This is a genomic window from Neobacillus sp. GCM10023253, assembly GCF_042653105.1.
In the GTDB taxonomy this organism is placed as follows: domain Bacteria; phylum Bacillota; class Bacilli; order Bacillales; family Cytobacillaceae; genus Neobacillus; species Neobacillus citreus.
This window is the reverse complement of the sequence record NZ_JBHSHV010000027.1, coordinates 311,307-331,268: the sequence shown is the minus strand read 5'-3', so window position 1 is coordinate 331,268 and position 19,962 is coordinate 311,307. Positions and strand designations below refer to the sequence as shown.

The 19,962-nt window shown below is 40.4% G+C and carries 20 protein-coding genes; 12 read left to right on the top strand and 8 right to left on the bottom strand.

Features of this window, described 5'->3' with window-relative positions; genetic code table 11:
• Positions 1 to 93: 93 nt before the first annotated feature.
• Both ACFPA1_RS25135 and ACFPA1_RS25130 read left to right on the top strand, forming a co-directional pair.
• The gene (locus ACFPA1_RS25135) at positions 94 to 621 is read left to right on the top strand and encodes an NUDIX hydrolase (protein WP_378586878.1); all 528 of its coding nucleotides are present in this window, start codon (positions 94 to 96) and stop codon (positions 619 to 621) included.
• 278 nt (positions 622 to 899) lie between these two features.
• A complete protein-coding gene (locus ACFPA1_RS25130) occupies positions 900 to 2,990 on the top strand; it encodes a LysM peptidoglycan-binding domain-containing protein (RefSeq protein ID WP_378586875.1) in 2,091 nt (696 codons plus the stop codon).
• A 1,064-nt stretch (positions 2,991 to 4,054) separates the two neighbouring features.
• Here the strand turns inward: ACFPA1_RS25130 and ACFPA1_RS25125 are convergent.
• A complete protein-coding gene (locus ACFPA1_RS25125; protein WP_378586872.1) occupies positions 4,055 to 4,699 on the bottom strand; it encodes a hypothetical protein in 645 nt (214 codons plus the stop codon).
• A gap of 382 nt (positions 4,700 to 5,081) precedes the next feature.
• Here ACFPA1_RS25125 and ACFPA1_RS25120 point away from each other — a divergent pair, with 382 nt between their 5' ends.
• Genes ACFPA1_RS25120 through ACFPA1_RS25110 form a run of 3 tightly spaced genes read left to right on the top strand, consistent with a single transcriptional unit; the run spans position 5,082 to position 6,925 of the window.
• Positions 5,082 to 5,417, top strand: a complete 336-nt coding sequence (locus ACFPA1_RS25120; RefSeq protein WP_378586869.1) for a hypothetical protein — start codon at positions 5,082 to 5,084, stop codon at positions 5,415 to 5,417.
• A 47-nt stretch (positions 5,418 to 5,464) separates the two neighbouring features.
• Entirely contained in the window at positions 5,465 to 5,911 is a 447-nt protein-coding gene (locus ACFPA1_RS25115) for a DUF3908 family protein (RefSeq protein WP_378586866.1), read from the top strand.
• A gap of 39 nt (positions 5,912 to 5,950) precedes the next feature.
• Positions 5,951 to 6,925 (top strand): toll/interleukin-1 receptor domain-containing protein, encoded by a 975-nt coding sequence (locus ACFPA1_RS25110; protein WP_378586863.1) that lies wholly within the window; start codon positions 5,951 to 5,953, stop codon positions 6,923 to 6,925.
• Positions 6,926 to 7,296: 371 nt separating this feature from the next.
• On the opposite strand, the gene ACFPA1_RS25105 is transcribed toward ACFPA1_RS25110, so the two are convergent.
• The 6 genes from ACFPA1_RS25105 to ACFPA1_RS25080 all read right to left on the bottom strand — a co-directional run bounded on the left by ACFPA1_RS25105 (position 7,297) and on the right by ACFPA1_RS25080 (position 12,796).
• The gene (locus ACFPA1_RS25105; protein ID WP_378586860.1) at positions 7,297 to 8,598 is read right to left on the bottom strand and encodes a hypothetical protein; all 1,302 of its coding nucleotides are present in this window, start codon (positions 8,596 to 8,598) and stop codon (positions 7,297 to 7,299) included.
• Positions 8,599 to 8,632: 34 nt separating this feature from the next.
• Positions 8,633 to 9,580: an agmatinase gene (gene speB, locus ACFPA1_RS25100; protein WP_217032643.1), complete on the bottom strand. Its 948-nt coding sequence runs from the start codon at positions 9,578 to 9,580 to the stop codon at positions 8,633 to 8,635.
• A 108-nt stretch (positions 9,581 to 9,688) separates the two neighbouring features.
• Entirely contained in the window at positions 9,689 to 10,348 is a 660-nt protein-coding gene (locus ACFPA1_RS25095; RefSeq protein ID WP_378586857.1) for an amino acid ABC transporter permease, read from the bottom strand.
• Between the two features lie 2 nt (positions 10,349 to 10,350).
• A complete protein-coding gene (locus ACFPA1_RS25090; protein ID WP_378586853.1) occupies positions 10,351 to 11,073 on the bottom strand; it encodes an amino acid ABC transporter permease in 723 nt (240 codons plus the stop codon).
• A gap of 22 nt (positions 11,074 to 11,095) precedes the next feature.
• Positions 11,096 to 11,830: an amino acid ABC transporter ATP-binding protein gene (locus ACFPA1_RS25085; protein WP_378586850.1), complete on the bottom strand. Its 735-nt coding sequence runs from the start codon at positions 11,828 to 11,830 to the stop codon at positions 11,096 to 11,098.
• A gap of 93 nt (positions 11,831 to 11,923) precedes the next feature.
• Positions 11,924 to 12,796 carry a transporter substrate-binding domain-containing protein gene (locus ACFPA1_RS25080; protein ID WP_378586847.1) on the bottom strand — a complete coding sequence of 291 codons (873 nt, stop codon included), beginning with the start codon at positions 12,794 to 12,796 and terminating at the stop codon, positions 11,924 to 11,926.
• An 832-nt stretch (positions 12,797 to 13,628) separates the two neighbouring features.
• Here ACFPA1_RS25080 and ACFPA1_RS25075 point away from each other — a divergent pair.
• From ACFPA1_RS25075 to dnaB, 6 genes are all read left to right on the top strand, one after another.
• Positions 13,629 to 14,102, top strand: coding sequence for a sigma-70 family RNA polymerase sigma factor (locus tag ACFPA1_RS25075; protein WP_378586954.1), 474 nt, complete (start codon positions 13,629 to 13,631; stop codon positions 14,100 to 14,102).
• Between the two features lie 663 nt (positions 14,103 to 14,765).
• Positions 14,766 to 15,329 carry a competence protein ComK gene (locus ACFPA1_RS25070; RefSeq protein WP_378586844.1) on the top strand — a complete coding sequence of 188 codons (564 nt, stop codon included), beginning with the start codon at positions 14,766 to 14,768 and terminating at the stop codon, positions 15,327 to 15,329.
• A 50-nt stretch (positions 15,330 to 15,379) separates the two neighbouring features.
• The gene (locus ACFPA1_RS25065; protein ID WP_378586841.1) at positions 15,380 to 15,691 is read left to right on the top strand and encodes a helix-turn-helix domain-containing protein; all 312 of its coding nucleotides are present in this window, start codon (positions 15,380 to 15,382) and stop codon (positions 15,689 to 15,691) included.
• A complete protein-coding gene (locus ACFPA1_RS25060; RefSeq protein WP_378586838.1) occupies positions 15,672 to 16,511 on the top strand; it encodes a conserved phage C-terminal domain-containing protein in 840 nt (279 codons plus the stop codon). Before ACFPA1_RS25065 ends, ACFPA1_RS25060 begins: the two co-directional genes overlap by 20 nt.
• The gene (locus tag ACFPA1_RS25055; RefSeq protein WP_378586835.1) at positions 16,498 to 16,827 is read left to right on the top strand and encodes a replicative helicase loader/inhibitor; all 330 of its coding nucleotides are present in this window, start codon (positions 16,498 to 16,500) and stop codon (positions 16,825 to 16,827) included. The genes ACFPA1_RS25060 and ACFPA1_RS25055 overlap by 14 nt, the downstream gene beginning before the upstream one ends.
• 179 nt (positions 16,828 to 17,006) lie before the next feature.
• Positions 17,007 to 18,326 carry a replicative DNA helicase gene (gene dnaB, locus ACFPA1_RS25050; RefSeq protein WP_378586832.1) on the top strand — a complete coding sequence of 440 codons (1,320 nt, stop codon included), beginning with the start codon at positions 17,007 to 17,009 and terminating at the stop codon, positions 18,324 to 18,326.
• Between the two features lie 225 nt (positions 18,327 to 18,551).
• Here dnaB and ACFPA1_RS25045 read toward each other — a convergent pair whose 3' ends face one another.
• A complete protein-coding gene (locus ACFPA1_RS25045; protein WP_378586829.1) occupies positions 18,552 to 18,833 on the bottom strand; it encodes a hypothetical protein in 282 nt (93 codons plus the stop codon).
• A 227-nt stretch (positions 18,834 to 19,060) separates the two neighbouring features.
• On the opposite strand from ACFPA1_RS25045, the gene ACFPA1_RS25040 reads away from it, so the two are divergent.
• A complete protein-coding gene (locus ACFPA1_RS25040; protein ID WP_378586951.1) occupies positions 19,061 to 19,168 on the top strand; it encodes a helix-turn-helix domain-containing protein in 108 nt (35 codons plus the stop codon).
• Positions 19,169 to 19,962 lie beyond the last annotated feature (794 nt).

Below are 19,962 nucleotides of genomic sequence, written 5' to 3'. Positions count from 1 at the left end.
TTTAATCTTTTGATTACCTAATCTTGAAAAAATGTTATTTCTAGCAGAATCCGTGTAAAATGAGGATAATGATTAAAACTTGAGGTGTTTAATATGTCTTGGAAAATTAATAGTTCTAAAAATGAAAAGCTGGATCGTTTTCAAATAACAATGGATCAGGTCATTCTCCCAAACGGGGAGGAAAAGACGTTTTCCTATATAGATTTTGCTAAAGGTGTGTGTATCCTCCCGATTACAGACAACAATGAAATCGTCTGTATTAAGCAATATCGCCACGCCATGAAAAGCTGGCAATGGGAGCTGCCGGCGGGAATGATTGACGATAACGACCCTACTCCTCTGGAAACGGCAAAAAGGGAACTAGAAGAAGAAACGGGCTACAAGGGTGAGCACTGGCTGGATTTAGGAAGCTTCTTCCCTTCTCCGGGTTCAACAAGCGAGGAGATTCATTTATTTGCAGCAGCAGGGTTAACAGCAACGGAGCAAAACCTGGAAAGCAGCGAACAAATTGAAGTACATAAAATCTCGATGAAAGATTTAAATAACCTAATTAAATCTGGTGAATTTAAGCACGGCGCTGGGTTGGCGGCTGTATTGCGATATAAGCTCATTGTAGATTAAACGGGAACATCGCCTTATTGTTAAGCACAAATGAGGCGTCTGTACAGAATACTCTTTCATAGAAACACTGAATATTAAAAGAAGCTTGAGGATCTATTAATCCTTAAGCTTTTTTAATTAGTAATATTTTTCCTGACCATCAAGCCATCAACGCCCCATTATTGCCGCATTATCCCTATTCGCTGGATTTTAAAAAGTCCCATATATAGGCAAGTATCTATCCCCTCTTCAAAATGGACACATACACTAGTTAGGAACAATTCGAGGAGGAGTTAAACATGCAAAGAATATTCAGAATGGGATACGGAGGTGATCCCGGTATGGGCTTCAGAGGTTATGGAATGGGATACGGCGCTTCCCCTGGAATGGGTTTCGGAGGTTACAGAGTGGGATATGGCGCTTCCCCTGGAATAGGTTTCGGAGATTACAGAGTGGGAGGCGGGTACCGGCCTTCGATTGAGGTTACGTCATTTAATCTTTCTGCCTCTACCGTTGCCTACCAAGGCAGTAAAGTTCCTGGCTACACAACCGTTCAGTTGCAAACCAACGTGCCAACACGCGGGTATCTTCTTGTCGTTGGGACTGGCGTACAAACAAAAATTATTTTATCTAATGTGGACTTTAAAACTGTACACAAAGTGGATTGGGTGCCATGGGATGATACGAAAAAAGCACCTCTTCCTGCAGGTGTATACCAAATTAAGGGATATCTCACGGATCAGCAATACAATCAAATGCAAGGATATCCGCTTGGAACACTCACAGTTGTCTCGGAATCAAGTCCCAAGCCTTTGATTGATGGCGTTACTCCAAATCCAGCAGTGTTTTCACCTAAATACGGACAAACACAAACTAAATCGGTCCAAATTTCGTTCAACTTAAACCGTCCTGCTGAAGTTCAACTGACTATCCGTAATAGTAATGGAGATGAAATCTATGCTGGCAGCAAGGAAACCCTATCTCCTGGAAGCCATACGGTAAACTGGAATGGCACTGATAAAACAGGAAGAATTGTCATGGACGGCAGTTATGAGATTGTTTTTAAAACCATCGAAACCGCCTATAACTACCCTTCCACTACACCGTTAATCTGGCGGTCTGGCACGATTACCATCAAAGATGCCGATTATTATATTCCAGTATCAAGATTAAAAGAAATTGTTACAGATGCTTCCTTCCAATCGCCATCTTTCACTCCTGACGGCGATGGAATAAACGATAAAGTCACCGGACAATTTACCCTTGCAGTACCTGCGAAATTATCCATTTATATCGCAAATGCCGCTGGAGCCCATGCCGCTCTTGTAGTAACTGAACAATCATTTGAAGCTGGCACTCACACGTTTGAATGGGATGGCTCAGACATCTATGGCGGAAAAGTACCAAACGGAAGCTATTTTATCAAGATCTCCGTGATTGAAGGCCCTAATAGCGGCTATATTACGTTTCCAAGCGCTGTGAAAGTGCAAAACATGTACGAAATCAAACCAATGCAGCCAGAAAAACGAGTACGCGTCATCAGCGAAACAGCAAAAATGAGCGTGGATCCTGGGGGGCAAGGATATACGGCTATAAAAGGAGACACATTCCCACTTATGTCGGAAGCGATAGAGAATGGAAAATACACCGTTCTTGTTAAAGAAGGAGTCACAGGAACAATCAGTGCGAGTGATGTTGAACTTGTCACTGAACCGTCTTTGGCAAAGCCAACGACAGATTATATAGTCGTTAGTGGCGATACCTTATGGAAGATTGCAGCAAAGTTCAACACGACCAGCTCTGAAATTGTTACATTGAATAACCTTGATCCAAACAAATATCTATATGTAGGCCAAAAATTAGTAGTCCCAGCGCCCGTATCTCAACCTGAACAGCAAGCGGCAACCACTTATTCGGTTGTATCCGGTGATACGCTTTGGAAAATTGCCCAAAAATTCGGCGTAACCGCCCAAGCCATTGTCGATGCCAATAATCTCAATCCATCTGCGTACCTTTATATTGGCCAAAAGCTGATGATTCCGGGAGTAGCGCAGCCCGAACAGCCAGCGGTAACCACTTATACAGTTGTATCCGGCGATACGCTTTGGAAGATCGCTCAAAAATTTGGCGTAACCGCCCAAGCCATTGTCGATGCCAATAATCTCATTCCATCTGCGTACCTTTATATTGGCCAAAAGCTGACCATCCCGAGCACGGCGCAGCCTGAACAGCCTGCGAAAACCACTTATACAGTTGTTTCCGGTGATACGCTTTGGAAGATTGCTCAAAAATTCGGCGTAACCACCCAAGCCATTGTCGATGCCAATAAACTGGAACCAACTGCATACCTTTATATTGGCCAAAAGCTAATCATTCCATCAAAACAGTAATAGTAAAAGGTAAGCAAACGTTACGCTCCCACATCACTAATTAAAATTTTTGTATGTATGATATAGTTATTACATCTTTGCGCTTAGGTAATAAAGGGTGTATTTAAAAATGAAACTATTAAATAAATTATTTAACAAACAAATCAAGACAGATATAGTTTGTAAGAGAGGTCAGTGAAACATTAGAGGATTATTAGGCTTCTGAAGATGAGTCAGATTAGCCCCCAGACATGGAGGCGGTTTCTTTTTCATCACATGGAACCGTCCCCATGCTTCACAAAATCTATTAGAAGTTATGGTTCACAACTATGATTGTTCGATGAATTTCAACAAAATGTTGACCTGTGCAACCTAACTAATCGTTTGAGTAAACCGATTCAGAGTCTTGCCACTGGCGGATTTTTTCTTTCACTATTACAATTATGATTGTCAGTCAAACAAACGTTTATGTGAATCGGGCTAAAATATTGAGATATTAACGTTTCTGGTCTTATTCTTGTGAGAATTTTGGTGAATAATAGCAGAATACGGTGATTTATTTCTGGCAAGAATAAGTAAGTGTCGGCCGCACTGGGTATGGCCTACCCCCGAGATCAGACTTTTAAATCTGAATATTTTTGTATATAATGGAACATATAATAAAAATGAGAAGTGTTGCTAACACTTCTCCCTGCAACTGCTACCGTCAGGGTGGTGGTTGTTAAAATGGAGTTTATCTCTAAGAACCATCCTTTTGCTTCCTACGGCGCTGGGGTGGTTTTCCTATTTTCTAGTACGTGTTTCCGAAAGAAATAAGCGCTAACTTCACGCACCATTCCTCTTAGAATTTCTCGTAAGATAAAGAACATTTTCCAGATTGATCACCTCCTTCCCTTTAAAAGGAAAAGAAGATCAAAAAACCGACCACCCTCATAATACTCAGTTGCAACTCTATTCTACCATTTTTCATTCATAAAAAATTCTATCAATCTTCGACAAAGTTCGAGTGGTTTAGGGTGTAGCAGGCACCGAATGTTTGGAAGCAACCTGAAACTATCCATCCCTTTCTGCTCCATTCAGTTATATTATTCGAAATCGACCTGAATTATTTTAATCTTCTGGGTAGTTGTTTTTCGTCTAAATCCATCAGCAACTATTGTAATCTCAATCTCAGGCTTCTCTACTTCAAAATTGTAGTCTGAAAAATTCATCGTTGGCAACTCAATCGGAAAGTGAGGATGTACTATCATTTTATCCTCAGGTGTCCACTGGTAAGCATACCAACCTAACGCATTTGCATGATGAACTTGTCTCCATCCTTCAAAAGCATTATTACCGAAAAAAACATTCTTAAATTTGATTTCAACAACAGGGTATCGTGCAGCTACTTCTCCATTATTATGTAAAAATAATTGCCAGGAACTAAAAGGTCTTGTTATCGTAACTTTTTTTGAACTTCTACTAACAGCTAAGGCTGGCCCTGGATTTTCGGCGGCCCACGGTAAAATTGACAAGCTAAGTTTCGGCTCTTTAGTAGCTACTATAAAGGCAAAACTTGCAATAATTAAAGCTAATAGAGTAAAAAGTAAAGTTAGATAGGAAATTATATTATTAGTGGTGTTTAGATTTTGATTAAATGTTATAAAAAGCACGGGATTCACAAATATAACTATTGTTATAATTGCAAGTATCATTGATAGACAAACTGTAATTTTTGCAAATAGTTTCATTTTGAATTCAATTTACCTTTCTCTCAGGCTAAGATCATACTTCTAGTCTCTCCAAATATTATATAGGATATCATTAAACTAGGGTATAAAAAAATCGATGCTCAAAGTCCGATTGCTTTCATTCTTCTAGGCCAAAGTGAATCGTGCGATCATCCTCGACTTCAATCATTTGAGGAAATACACCTAAGAATAGATAATTAATTCAAGCTTCGGCCGTGCATAGGCTGGATCTTTATGATGAATGTCCTTTCATATTAATACTGCCCGTAACTATACCTTTTGTAAATAAAAGGCTATTACGCAGATGCTCAAATCACTCAAAATTGGATAAAAATGTTAAAATAAAAAAAGAATAATTGTCGGAAAAGGAGGAGTGTAAAATATGTATCAGAGCGAACCTATTTTAAATAAAAAAGAAACCTTAACCATTATTGCACAATTATTAATGGAAAAACCAAAAACAAGTATTAACTCCTTAAGGGAAGCTGTTAAAAATATTTTACGAGTTAGAGGTGCCATTGGACCTTTTTCAGAGACTAAGGGTGGTGGTACTTACCACTACACTATGCGTATATCGGACAAGGACATTCTTTTAGTAAATGAATGCATTTATGATTTATTATATACCAGAGTTATTACACCCGGAATTGACGAAGCAAACTTGGAATTACCTTGGATTCATGTTTCTGATGAAGAAAAACTGAAAAGCTTTTTGTAAATAAACATTGGCTTATTTGAGTTTTGTTGAGGGGAGAAATATGATAAATGGAATTAAACTTGGAAACTTTGGCAAGGAATGAATATCAACTATCGTTGCCTAACGAGTATAGAATTGGGAGTATTCAAGCTGCAGTGGAAACATTGACGAAATTGGGATTAGGGGAAGGAATAGAAGAAATATACCAAAAAAACATTTTTACAGGAGAAATGTTAGTTTTACTCTTATTTTATAAAAATAAATTAATTAAAGTAGACTTTAGTAAGGCTGATCTTATTGATAATATCAATATCGAAATATTTAAATACGACAATTTGAAGGTTTTTAAGTACAGAACATGGAGTGACAATCTGAATAATTGTTCCATATCAATGGAGTTTGTATCAGGGGAAGTAATTGATTTAAATAACTGCAATGATACCAATTCACATTGGGCATATAAATTTGGGAAAAAGATAAATAACATTTTTAAAATCTTAAATGCTGCGCAATAACAGAGCAATCAAAATAAATCATTTATAGGAGATAATCATATGGAACAAAAAAACAAAACAGCTTTTATCAGCTATAGTTGGGACTCTACGCCTCACCAAGAATGGGTTGTAAGACTTGCTAATAAGCTCAGGGTAGAGGGAGGTATAGAAGCAAACGTTGATGTTTTTGAAACAACAACAAGAACAGTAAATCTAAATACAATGATGATAAAAAATATGAGGGATAATGATTTTGCGATCTTGGTGTTAACTGAAAATTTCGCAAAAAAAGCCAATGAATTGGAAGGCGGGGTTGGTTTCGAAACAATGTTGTCTTTACCTATTTTAAGAAAAAACCCTGATAAATTAATTTTTATCCTTAGACATCAAGGGGATTTTGAAAAGGTTTTTCCATTTCATTTAGAAGGCTATTATGCTATCGATTTTTCTAACGATAATAAATTTGAAGAAAAATATAATGAATTATTGCATCGTATTGAAGGAGTTCCATTATATAGAATGGAACCAGTCGGCAAACCGCGAGTATTACAGCCAAAAGACCTTAATAAAACTATGTCAATTGATGTTGATTTTTCTGATTTAAATCTGACAAGCAGTAAGAATATTACTGATAGAGATATCGATAAGTTCATGAAGGATAGTTTTAAGCAGATAACTCAAATATTCAATTTGTTATTTTCACAAGTTAAAAATGCTAATCCCGGTTTTGATTTTGACCAAGAGGAAATAGAAAAATTTAAAACAATTTTCAGTTTGTATGTTAACGGTCAAAATGTAAACAATATCAAAATTTGGTATGGTGGCTCATTTGGTTGGAATACCATCAACCTTTCATACGGTCGGCATTTAATGTCGGATAACTCAATGAATGAAATGATTACTTACGATGTTACCGACAAGAATGAACTAAAATTGAAAATGACCATGAACATTTTTGGGGACAAAGCCGCCTCTACCCCAGAGGAGATTGTCAAGGAAATTTGGAAAAACAATATTTCACATTCTATTATGTGATTGTAAATGTAACAGCCAAACCATTGTGCATGTTTACATTGATAAGCAAAAAAAAGTAGGTGAGCCAATCAAATGAGCGGCTTTGTTTTTTTTGAAGTTAATAAAACATTTTTTTACAGATTCTTATTGGTTAAAGACTAATCCTTCTGATTGGCTATGGGGATTTGGTCATATACTGACTTGAATGCATAATTTGAGGGCGAAAGCGCAGTATTGAAAGAAACTGCTTTTGGAGAGAGACCTTGAATCTCTCTCCTTCTAAATTTCCGCAGATAACCCGGCGATGAATGCCAGAATTCCCCTCCACATTGTCAACATTCTGCAAAAGACAAAGTTTATGGAAAAGTCAAGTCCTACCATTGCTTCTATTATCATGAAGATAAGATGGTATAAATAGATCTTGGACGCCCCTTCGTTAAGGGTGTCTCTTGACCTATAATTTTGGCAAGGCCATGTTTTTCTAAACCTAGCAAAATTCTTCGTGCATTGCGAGATGTCATCTCCAATTGCTCTGCAACTGAAGAAGCAGTAAGACTAACACTGGATTGGCTTTGGATATATAAGAGTTTATTGAATGTCGAGATATTCACTCCTGCCTTCTCCAACCTATTGCTTAAATCTTCATTCTCCGTACGATATCCATAAACAAATGAAGTATCTTGATTTGACAACTCGTGAATTTTACCTTCCTCATCAACCGTAGCAATGATATGACCATTCTTTTGTTGAGCGTGATATTGTGCCAAGCTAGCATGTTTCTCTGCAGAAAAGGATGTAGTCCCATAGCCAATCCCTATAGATACGGTCAAATCGGACAAAATTCTTAACTTTTCTAACAGATTCAACCCACTCAATTCATTTGCTTCAATTTCTCCCCGAGTAGAGAAAATGGTGAACGTCCCTACGCCCTTTTGAGAAAAGGAACCAAAGATCTTTCGGGTATAGTCTAAAATAATTTCTTGGCATTTTAAATTCAACTGGTGCACATCATAGGCCATTAGCCCTTCCCCTTTTAGATGAAATAGTTCATCCACTTGAATCATGACCACGGCAATTTGAGACTTTTTAAAGTGGGATAATTGGCCATTCTTAGTAATCCGGTCAAATGCCCTCAAAATTGATGTTCTAGTCGGAGCTAAACGAAAAGATGGCACCTGCTTTTTTTGAAGCTCCTGGTATACAGAATGAAGTGCTGTAACACAAACATCTACCTTTTTTTGTTCATATAAGGATGTATGAAAGGAAACAATTTCTTGGTGAGTTAGACTAGAAACAAATGGCAACAACTGAGTTTGGCTGCTTTCAATGGATAGATCTTGGTACGTTTCCAACAACTCATTTTCTGAAATAGTGTCGAAACTGACTCGTTCCAATTTATAGCCAAAATTATAGGCTATATCAAGCAGAACCGTAGAAAGACTCATCCCGCTTAATTCCAAAAAGTACCCATTTTCAATGAGGCCTTTTTCTTTTACCATATTATAGGTCATTTCCCCTGTAAAAAGCCAAATGTCCACCATTGCTGAATTCTTTTTTACAATTTCAATTGTTTCTTCAAAACTAGAATATTGTAGGGGAATCACTTCTAGGTTGTACTTAGTATCTTCCAAGACTTGTGAGACCAATTTTTGAGTATCTTCTGGCCCAACAACCCCGATTCTTTTCTTTTTCATATAACCATCCTCTTTACAGGCCTATTGCTGGCAGTTATTTATTCTGTCTCATTCCCTTATGTTTTAATATATGCCCCATAAAGTTTAACATAGTCATAGCCGCTACACGAGGCGTCCCTCCGGTCGGATCGTATTGCGGAGCCACTTCAACTAAATCAAAGCATACAATTTCTCCCTTTTTCGCCAATCCTTTTAAAATATCATTGAGGAAATCATAGGAGAAGCCTCCTGGTGATGGTGAACCTGTTCCCGTGGCAAGAGAGATATCAAAGCAATCAATATCAATGGTTACATAATATTTATCGCCTTCCGGAATTTTAGCTAGTATTCCTTCTACCCCCATTTCCATGGATTCTTTAGCTGATATTAATACACTATTGAATTCCTTAGCAGCATCAAAGTCTTCCTTCCGGCTGCTGCCTAATCCCCGCAAACCAATTTGAGCCATCCCCTTGATATGCTTCATTTCAGACATGCGGCGCATAGGACTTCCATTTCCCCATCTTTGTCCTCCGGGAGCATCTGACCAATCAAGGTGCGCATCGAGCTGAACCACAGTTACCGATCCCTCTGGTTCAAGTGCGCGGGCAATCGGGATTGAAATGGAATGATCGCCGCCCATAATGGCTGGTATGGCACCCTTTTCCCGAATCTTGCGGACAGCCCATTCGATACGGTTGAATGATTCTTGAATGTCACCATGAATGACATCCGCATCACCGCAATCTACAATTTTAAGTGGAGCTGCAAGAAATACTTCATCAAGCTCCGGATCATAGAATCCTGCATCTCCACGACTATAATGAGTAGAGACCTCCCTTATGCGGCGCGGGCCAAAACGGCATCCTGTTAAAAATCCTACCCCTAAATCATAAGGTACACCAAGGACCGCCATGTCTGCATCTAGTTTTTCTAAATCATCACAAATAGGGTATTTTGCAAATGAGCATATTCCTGTTATAGGCATGTTTATCTTATCCATTATTAATTCCTCCTGTTAATCGGTTAGCTGTTTGAATACTCCCCATGTAGGGCATATGGTTAATTTGTTTGGTATGTTCGAATCACTTCTTACCTTGATAGTTAAATATTAAACTTTTAATCTATTTTCCAAATTTCTTGACCATAGAGAAAGGGGATAACAAATAATGAAATACCCCGCTAAAACTAGAGTATATAGCATAAAAACGGCAGTATTATTGCTGCCCATCATCGTAATCCGCTCAATCGTAATTTGAGCCGACTTTAAAAACTCAACATTCCCGATTAGCACAGTCAAGGAAGTGGATTGGACCAAGTTGGTCAAAATTCCAATAATAGAAGGTAGCACACGCTTGGTCGCCTGGGGGATAATGACATACATCATCGTATTAACATAATTCAAACCAAGAGCATAACTTACTTCTGTTTGTGTCTTTGGAATCGATTGGATAGATCCACGGACTGCTTCGGCAACATTGGCAATCGCCCAAAGGCTTAATCCAATAAGAGCAGACAAAAAGTTAGGAAGTTGAAAACCTATGGTCGGCAACAGAAAAAAAACTAAAAATAAAACAACTAAAGTCGGGATACCTCGAAATACGTCAATGAATATTTTACTGGCTAAGCGAATAACTGTATTTTCAAGTGTCCGTAATACTCCAACGATTACCCCAACAAGAACAGACACTACAACACAGCAAATACTCAGCCAAACCGTATAGCCAAATCCCTTTAACAGAAACGGCAAGCTTTCTAATATGGCATTCATAGTCATCCTGCCTTTCCGTAAGTTTTATTTGCCATTCCTTTAAAACTAAATAATGCCTTTTTGGCAGATCTGCGTTTAAAATCTAATTTGCGTTCAATTAACCCAAACAGAAAGGATAGAACCCAGACGATTAGGAGGTAGATGATCCCTAATGACAAAAACATTTCGATATATTTGAAACTAACTGCAACCGAATTGAGAGCAGTAAAGGTCAATTCCAAAACGCCAATACCAGCCAACAGGCTTGAGTTTTTAACGACAGACATGGCCGTGTTGCTAAAAGACGGGAAGCTTACTCGAAATCCAATTGGAATGATAATGTGGCGATACACGTGGTACGTGTTCAAACCAAGAGAATATCCCGCCTCATTCAAACTCTTTGAAACAGATTTAAATCCCCCGCGGAAATTCTCGATGGCATACGCTCCTCCCCATAAACTAAGAGCAACAATTCCCGTTACGGTTCCTGACAATTTTAATCCGATAAATGGAAGGCCAAAATATAAAAAGAAAATTTGAACAAGCAATGGCGTATTTCGAATGAGCTCCACATAGCCGATGATAATGCGGCTAAGAATCGGCACCTTTAAAATGCGAATAACAGCACCCGCTATGCCAATCAAAAGAGAAAGAACCAAGCTGGCAAAACTTAATAATAAGGTCATTTTCAGCCCTGTCATTAAATACGGCAGCTGGTCTATGATAAAGGCAATATCAAATTTCAACGGTCTATCACCTTCCTTTCATTTATTTCAATACGTTTCTTAGGAATGCTTTGGTCCTGTCTTCTTTAGAATTTCCAAACACTTCCTCTGGTGTCCCCTCTTCGACAATGACACCCTGGTCCATAAAGATGATTTTATCGCCCACTTCTCTTGCAAAGCCCATTTCATGGGTGACGATTACCATTGTCATACCGCTTTTAGCCAGATCCTTCATGGTTTCAAGAACATCGTTAACACGTTCCGGGTCAAGGGCTGACGTTACTTCATCAAACAACATCACTTCAGGCTCCATCATGAGTGCTCTTGCGATCGCAACCCGTTGCTGCTGGCCGCCTGAAAGTTCCTCCGGATAAGAATCCGCTTTTTCCTTCATGCCTACCTTGTCAAGGAGGGAATATCCTAGCTCCATTAATTCATCCTTTGACTTGCTTGTTTGAAGCTTCGTGGGAGCAAGTAATAAGTTCTTCATTACACTGAGATGAGGAAAAAGATTGAAACTCTGAAAGACCATGCCTACTCTTGTTCTTAGTTTTTGAATAGGAATATCCATAAAGGATTGATCATCCAAATAGATCGTTCCATCATTAATGGTCTCCAAACGATTAAGGCAGCGTAACAAAGTGCTTTTTCCCGACCCACTTGGACCAATAATAACCGTTGCCTCTTTTTCTGAGATTGAGGTCGTGATTCCACGTAAAACGGAGGATTGGTCAAAGCTCTTGTGTACATTTTCTATTTTCATTTTTGTTTTCGTCATCAGACCCTTCCTTTCTATTAAACTATTATCCGAAAAGAGGATTCATATTAGCAAGGCTCCCCTTTTCGGGCCCATCTTTATACAATGATTTACTTAAGGTCTAGGTAATAATTGAGGAGTGTTTTTGAATTCTGGGAACCAGTTTTTGAACCATTTGTAGAAGAGGTCTTGTGATGAAACTTCCTTGATGGCAGCATTTAGCCAATTTAAATATTCTGTATCCCCTTTGCGAACGGCAGCAGCAATAGCCATTGGTTCGAATGGTTCGCCCACTATTTTATAGGAGGAATCCTGATCAACAATTTTGTAAAGCACAGATTCATCTTTAACTATCGCCACGCCACGATCATCTTTAAGCGCTTGCAATTGTTCGGCAAGTGTTGTTAATTGCAGCTGTTGGGCAGAAGGCACGGCTTTTTGAAGTGCTAAAGCCTCTGTAGAACCTTTTAATGTAATGACTGTTTTACCTTCTAAATCCTTTAATTCCTTAATGTTACTATCCTTCTTCACCAGTGTTAAGTTGGATGTACCAAAATATGGATCTGTAAAATCAACTACCTTTTTTCTTTCTTCTGTCGCAGCCAGGGAGGCAATCAATAAATCAACTTTTTTGGAATTTAGGAATGGTATACGATTATCACTTGTTACCGGGACAAACTCAACAGCATTAGCATCTCCAAACGCATATTCAGCTAATTTCTTGGCAAAATCAATATCATATCCAACATTTTTCCCGCTTGCATCCATAGAACCGAAAGGCGGAAAATCTACCTTTACCCCAATAACCAATTTTCCCTTTTTCTTAATGTCATCTGGCAGGGCAGGGAGATTGCTGGGTTTACTATCAGCCGAAGAACTCTTATCTGAAGGACTGCTGCTAGTAGATTCTGAATTGGAACCACAAGCTGTAAGAATCAAAAAGGCAAAAATTACGATAAGATTTAAAACGAAAAACGGTTTTCTCATGTCTTACCCCCTCATTTTATTTCCTATTTAAGGAATATTTCCGTAAATATACCGTAAATAAAATAAAAAAAAATCACAATTCCTTCTCACTATTCACTTCATACAACTTCAACAACAATTTCTACCAACCGTTCCGGCAATGCCAGCCTGTATACAACAATTCTGCCTCAAGATAATGACTTTCCTCTCCCAAATGTTTCGGGAAAAAATCTTTAGTTTTATACGTTCGAAATCTCTGGTACTTTATACTTTTTGCCCCCCTTTTCAATATGATTTAAAACATAATTAGATATTATGTTATAGACAAAATATTGTCAATATTATGATAAAATAGTAATTTTCTGATTTTTTGAGATGATGTAATAGAGTTATCTTTATGGAGGACACATACGGATTTACTCCAAATGTGGCCATCATGAGCCTGGCCACAGCCACCACATGGGCTGGAATAACCATAGAAACGCACACCCAATGCACACCCATCTAGCATTCTGCTCAAATGGCACACATTCACTGATCTCTGTACCATAGCTGCCCTCAACTTTGGTTTTCACATTACGCTCAGACTCAACACCAGTTTCGTTAAAGAATCCGACCCACACCTTACATCTATTAATTTGACTAAATTCCCCCTGCCTCAAATTCTTATACTATTTGTTCAAAATGGCAAAAAACGCTTTCGTATTTGTATTTTGATGCAAAAAATAGCGAGTTTGAGGCTATTATTCGTTTCAAAAGTGAATTAGACGAGTTCGATGATTCAGGCGATTCCCGTTATGGTAAGGTACCCGGGAATACAATGGCAAAGCGCGCTTTCCTGAAGGGAACCACCGTGGAAAGCTTTGAACAATTGGCAGAACAATATAAACCGATGATCCATAAAATCATCCACTCTCTTCATCTATACAAAGACAAGGAAGAATTTTATCAGCATGGCCTGATTGCCCTTTGGGAGGCAAGCCAGCGATTTAATCCCGAAAAAGGAAGTTTCACCAACTATGCTTATACGTTTATTAGAGGCCGCCTGCTCGAGGAGCTGGGAAAAATGGTACGAGCCAATGAAAGATATGTTTGCAAGGAGGGAGAATTCTGGGGGACCGTTCCTGATTGGCAGCCAAACAGAACTTTGGAGAATGAAATCCTGTTATCCTATTGGGAATTGCTGACCCCACATCAACAGAAATGGCTATTATACACCATCCATGATGGCCTTTCCGTTAAGGAAATCGCCGAAAAGGAAAAGGTCTCCGTCTCAGCCGTAAAGCAATGGCGGATGGGAGCGCGGGAAAGTTGCGAGAACGAATGATGAATTGATCAGATAAGCAAAATAGGAACACGACAACCGTCCCCCTATTTCAACTCAAAAACAATCAAATTGGAACGAAATTCACGAAAACCCCCTCATCAATTCCAATTTGGAGCCAAAAACGCCATTTTCCTACCCCAAATTCGCTCCAAATTGGAAATGAGGTGATTCGACAAATACCGTATAACTCTGTATCTTAAAGGTGCCAACATCGATGAAACGATGAAATGGACATAACCAACCAATTATAAAGGGTGATGCTACAAGCAGCCTTTAAGTTTTTAATCGCTTCCCATCAAAGCCTATTTATGAGAAGGCAAACCTTATCTTCTTAAAAAATGATGGTAAAAAACGATTCACCAGAATCGCTTCTATGCCCCCTCCAGGTTGTCAAAATTTCGTCAAGAATAAGGTCGAATTCTAGCGAAATTTGTACTTTAGTACGTGGTAACGTTTACATTTATGATATTTAATAAAATCAAGGCAGTGTCACCCATTATTTTACATATTAAATATATAAAAATAGTATTATCTCACTTAACCCTGCCCTATAGAATCCACAGGCAGATATCAATGGAGGTGACCCAAATTCCAAACAAAAATGATGCACAAGAACCGTCCCCATGCCTCACCTGTCAAACCTTTTAAGGAGTGGATGACCAATTGTTGGAGCAAAGAAACTATTATATTGAGAAAAAGATGATTTTGATGACGGGGGAATATAATCGATTTGGAAAGCTGTGCGCGCGGGTCATGGTCGGCACTTCGGCGTTTCTTGTCGATCGGTCCCCGCTGCAGGTATTGGACGATACATTGACATACATAGGGTTTGACCTAAAGGGAGCTACTACCGGGGCCAAAGTGGTGCTTGATAAGAAGGCCAAATGCCCCATCATCGTAAACCCGTATCTGGGGATTTGCCTTTTTCCAACCAAATCTCCTAAGAAGGCAGATTGTATTTGGTTTAACCCGGAGCATATTGAGAAAACCACCGCGATGGGCAACAACACAATCGTGGAATTGAGCAATGGCTATACGATGATCATTGAATCCAAGCTAGCATCCTTTAATGACAAAATTGAAAAAGCCAGGCAATTAATTCATCTTTCAACCAAACGAGGCAAGCAGCCAGATATCACCAGCTATGAACACACCCCGCCGATAGACCATCAACTGACCAAGGAGAAATCCGGAAAGTATAACTTTGATATCTTAGAAAATCAATAATCTACAAAACTTCCAACGCAACATCATCATTGTTCAAAGGAGAATGTCTATTGGGAAACTACTTAAACTCTCGTTACGGCAAGGTCCTGAAAAAATTACGGAAGGAACTGGATCTAACACAAGCGGAACTAGCAGTTCGCTGCTCTCTAGAGCCTTCCTATATCAGCTTACTAGAAAGGGAACTAAAAAAGCCAGGCTTTGACACCCTCTGGGCTCTATCAAAAGGACTTGAACTGATGCCTTCAGAATTACTAAGAAAAATAGAAGAACACTCAGAAGTGGGACACGGGGACGGTTCTTGTGCCTCAAAATTTGCATCCCACCACATAGGAGGAAAACTCTATGACGAAATTACTGATTAACGAAGCGCCCATCATGATCATCCCTTCTCTCGCCGTCAAAATGGGGCTGAACGAAGCCATCGTACTCCAGCAAATTCACTACTGGATCCAGTCCAGTTCCCATGTGATTGAGGGACGAAAATGGATATTCAATACCTATAAAGATTGGCAGAAACAAATGCCCTTCTGGTCGGAAAGCACCATTAAACGAATCATTCGTTCACTAGAAGAGCAGGGTTTCCTGATCTCGGCCAATTGGAATAAGCTGAAACTGGATAAAACCAAATGGTACACCATCGATTATCAACGACTCGAAGCGATGGAGGATGGCCCCGCGATTACCGACACAGCAAGCCCAACAACACAAGGCCAAGCTGACCCTTTCGCAACTTCCGGCCAATCGTCGGTTCAGACTGACCTATCTGAGATGTCAGACTGGACCACAGAAGAATTCGGTCTGACCCAAGCATTACCAGAGATTACGACAGAGACAACAACAGAGAAAAAACCTATTGTCGACATCGTCGACTACCTCAATGCCAAAACCGATGCCAACTACAAATCAGGAACAAAGAAAACAAACCAACTGATTCAAACAAGATTAAAAGAAGGCTTTACCGTGGAGGACTTTAAGAAAGTCATCGACTTAAAGACAGCTGAATGGCTCGATGATCCACATATGAGTACATACCTAAGACCGGAAACATTGTTTGGAAACAAATTTGAATCCTATCTCAACCAAAAGCCGCAAGCGAATCCCCTCTTTGAAAAACGAAGGGGGCAAACCAGCTTCAAACAGACCCTTAACGAGGAGGATTTCGATTTAGATGATGAAGCGTGAGACGTTTGAGTTATTAAAGACGATCAACACTTTCTACGACCAATTTATCGTCAATCAGGAAAAGGTGAACATGTGGCATGAAGTGCTCAAAAGCTATGAACACGACATCGTGCAGGAAAGACTGTTTTCGTTCGTAAAAGAATCACCCTATCCGCCTAAAATCGCCGACCTATTGCCAAAATCGTCCGGCTCCATGACCGTCCCTAATGCCAGGGAGACCCGATTCATCATGACCACCAGGCATAAGCTAGCGAGTGAAGAAGTGGTCCAGCGAGAACTGGCCAACATGAGGACCATTCTGGGAATTCAGAGGTAGAGGAAAAAGCAGACTTCAAAGTCCTTGTCGGGACGGGCCTGTCATCGTCCCCCTTTATCACAAAAATCATGACGGACGCGCAAATCTCAACACGGGAGCAGCCTCCGTCAGTTGGTCACTACTACGAAATAGTGATGCACGAGAACCGTCCCCATGCATCACTGTTAGGAGGCACGATTATGATTAATCAAACACAAACACAAGAACTGTCATGCTTTAGTCAGGAGGTGGAGGAGGCTTTTGTGGGGGCGTTGTTTCTGGACGGCGGGCTGGTGAAGGAGGCGGCGATTCTGCCGGAGCAGCTTTATTTTCCGCAGTTGAGGCTGATTTATTCGGCGATTCGCAGCCTGGATGAGAAGGGAAAGCCGATTGATTATGTTTCGATGATTGACGAGCTTGGCATCGACAATCTCCAATGGATTGGCGGGGTTAGCTATTTGAATCGACTAGCCGGGAGCGTGCCTACTACCGCCAACTTTCCCTTTTATCAGCAATCCGTCAAAGAATATGCGCAAAAACGAAAAACGATTCACATTGCCTCGCGCCTCATCGAGCAGGCAAACGGAAAAGACATCCGAAAGACAATCCACAATGGGATTCAAGAGCTAATGGCGATCGATGACCAGCTTACCGACGAAGACACCGGCAGCATCACCCCGTCCTTGGTGGATTTGTTCATGGATTGTGAAAAGGATTTGGGCGAGATTGTCGGCATCCCTTCTGGCTTTCCCACCCTTGACATGCTCACCGGCGGCTTTCAGGAATCCGACCTGGTCATCATCGGTGCCCGCCCGAGCATGGGAAAGACGGCCTTCGCTCTGAATGTGGCTCATCATGCAGCCAAACAGGACATCAGCCTGATTTTCTCCCTAGAGATGTCCAAAAAGCAGCTGCTAAAACGGATGGCGGGATTCACCGGCTTGATCGACAGCCGGAAAATAAAAAACCCGAAGAAGGAATTTCAAGAGGAGGATTGGCAGCATTTTACCGATACCATCGGGGCACTGTCCCAACTGAATCTCCATATTTTTGACAAAGCCGGGATGGATATCCCCTATATTTGGTCCAAGGTTCGCAAAGCACGGCGGGAATACGGCCAAGAGCAGCGAATCCTCGTCGTCATCGATTACCTTCAGCTGATAGAGGGCGACCGAAGCTTCCGACAAAACCGCCAGGCGGAAATCAATGAAATCTCACGGGCCCTGAAAACCATGGCGCGAGAACTGAACGTAACCATCATAGCCCTGTCCCAGCTGAGCCGCGGTGTCGAAAGCCGCCACGACAAGCATCCGGTTCTCTCCGACCTGCGTGAAAGCGGGCAAATCGAGCAGGATGCCGACCTGATCGCCTTCCTATATCGCGATGATTACTACACCAAAGACTCACCGTACCGGAACAAAATCGAAATCATACTCGCCAAGCACCGCAATGGCCCCACCGGCACCATCGAACTTGGCTTCCAGAGAGAATATGGCCTGTTCACCCATTTGGAAACATAACGAAGGACGAAGATCGAAGGGCTTTTTTTAAAAACGAACTCAGGCTGGCGGCTGAACCTGGCTAGTCCTGGACAAAGGTTGGCATTCATGACCGAGTGTCCCCGCAAGAAATGAAGACAGCCTCACGATTCATGATGTCAGTAGGAAAAGAGGGTCTCTTGTCCCGCTTTCATCCCTTGCGGGATTCCCTCCTTTCTCAACCGGTAATCCTTCGGAAGTTAAGGGCTAGTCTTTGAATTTATTCTTGTTAAGGTTCTCGTTTGGGATCATCGTCCACTCGTTTCCGTTTTGAATAACGGTATGTCCCGGATAGGCCTGTTCAAACATTTCTCTGATTGATGCGTCACTCAAGCCATTCTGGGACAGCTGTTGCAACGACTGACGTTCTTCTTGCCCCACCTGCCTGCTTAATCGTGGGTCTTGCTTTCTTTGAAATGCTACCGTACTCACTTCGATAAAGCCATAGGAGGGAAAATAGATAAAACTTTTCTGTTTGCCAATACGCATGATTACGCTCCTTTCTACCAGATACATTACAACAAACAGGGTCAATCTCCTTGTGACAAATTTGGTAATCATGATACGTGGACAGGCAAAATAGCCCCTCCACGGCTCATTTTTTAATAATTTTTCAAATAACACCAAAATGCGGACTGTAGCCTGTAGAGTGATATTTCATCTAATTATCTAATGATCTTAAAAAGGAGAATTTCCTTGGCCATTTACATAGGCGAATATTAAGACGGCGGCAAAAAGCCAAAGGACTATCACAAGAAAAGCTTGCATTTGAATCCGGTTTGGATCGCTCCTATATTGGCGATCTAGAAAGAAATGAAAAGTAACCTTCCTTGGATACAGTCTTTAAAATCTCTAAAGTGCTGGAAATTCAGCCTGATGAGTTTGTAAAAGAGGTCCGTGAAGCATTAAAGGATTAAAACAGTTCTGAAGATGTTTCAGATTAGCCCAAGGCAAGGGCGGTTTTCTATTTTCATCACAAGGGGACCGGCCCCATGCTCAACTATCGCTATAGGAGTAATCGGTCATAACTACGAACGTTCGATGGATTTCAACAAATTGTTGGTCCTGCGCAATTTAACTAAACGTTTGTGTAAACCAATTCAAAGTCTTGCCACTGGCGGACTTTTTCTTTTACTAACACAAAAATGCTTGTCGGTCAGACAAACGTTTATGTGAATTGGACTAAATGTTGATAAATCAACATCTCTGGTCCTTTGCTCGTGAGAAATTTGATGAATGTTGACAGATTAGGATGGTTCATTTCTGGCAGGTACAACATACATTCGGGAATTCGGTAATTTCCATCAAAATCTACTGCCGATTTCTCAATTAAACGTTTGGATAAATGCTAAAAAAGTAATGATATAATCGATTTTCCATTCCTTTTTCGCTGATAATTTTGTCATTTAAACAAACGATTGATTAGAATTAGCCTGAACCCTTTCAAAACTTGATCTATATTTATTTTGGCAGCTGATGAATGTCGAAATCTAATTTGCTTAGTACCTGTCACTGTTTGCCAGTATGAATCTAACCCCGACTCCTGCACCTCACTCAAAATCATCCGTCATATCACACATTTCAATTTTTATCTGAAAGCCTTCGTACGACATGAGCC

What these genes read in the sequence shown, in the direction of transcription:
- ACFPA1_RS25135 (WP_378586878.1), top strand. Translation starts at nt 94, where the DNA reads ATGTCTTGGAAAATTAATAGTTCTAAAAATGAAAAGCTGGATCGTTTT.
- ACFPA1_RS25130 (WP_378586875.1), top strand. Translation starts at nt 900, where the DNA reads ATGCAAAGAATATTCAGAATGGGATACGGAGGTGATCCCGGTATGGGC.
- ACFPA1_RS25125 (WP_378586872.1), bottom strand. Translation starts at nt 4,699, where the DNA reads ATGAAACTATTTGCAAAAATTACAGTTTGTCTATCAATGATACTTGCA.
- ACFPA1_RS25120 (WP_378586869.1), top strand. Translation starts at nt 5,082, where the DNA reads ATGTATCAGAGCGAACCTATTTTAAATAAAAAAGAAACCTTAACCATT.
- ACFPA1_RS25115 (WP_378586866.1), top strand. Translation starts at nt 5,465, where the DNA reads ATGGAATTAAACTTGGAAACTTTGGCAAGGAATGAATATCAACTATCG.
- ACFPA1_RS25110 (WP_378586863.1), top strand. Translation starts at nt 5,951, where the DNA reads ATGGAACAAAAAAACAAAACAGCTTTTATCAGCTATAGTTGGGACTCT.
- ACFPA1_RS25105 (WP_378586860.1), bottom strand. Translation starts at nt 8,598, where the DNA reads ATGAAAAAGAAAAGAATCGGGGTTGTTGGGCCAGAAGATACTCAAAAA.
- speB (WP_217032643.1), bottom strand. Translation starts at nt 9,580, where the DNA reads ATGGATAAGATAAACATGCCTATAACAGGAATATGCTCATTTGCAAAA.
- ACFPA1_RS25095 (WP_378586857.1), bottom strand. Translation starts at nt 10,348, where the DNA reads ATGAATGCCATATTAGAAAGCTTGCCGTTTCTGTTAAAGGGATTTGGC.
- ACFPA1_RS25085 (WP_378586850.1), bottom strand. Translation starts at nt 11,830, where the DNA reads ATGACGAAAACAAAAATGAAAATAGAAAATGTACACAAGAGCTTTGAC.
- ACFPA1_RS25080 (WP_378586847.1), bottom strand. Translation starts at nt 12,796, where the DNA reads ATGAGAAAACCGTTTTTCGTTTTAAATCTTATCGTAATTTTTGCCTTT.
- ACFPA1_RS25060 (WP_378586838.1), top strand. Translation starts at nt 15,672, where the DNA reads ATGACGAAATTACTGATTAACGAAGCGCCCATCATGATCATCCCTTCT.
- ACFPA1_RS25055 (WP_378586835.1), top strand. Translation starts at nt 16,498, where the DNA reads ATGATGAAGCGTGAGACGTTTGAGTTATTAAAGACGATCAACACTTTC.
- dnaB (WP_378586832.1), top strand. Translation starts at nt 17,007, where the DNA reads ATGATTAATCAAACACAAACACAAGAACTGTCATGCTTTAGTCAGGAG.
- ACFPA1_RS25045 (WP_378586829.1), bottom strand. Translation starts at nt 18,833, where the DNA reads ATGCGTATTGGCAAACAGAAAAGTTTTATCTATTTTCCCTCCTATGGC.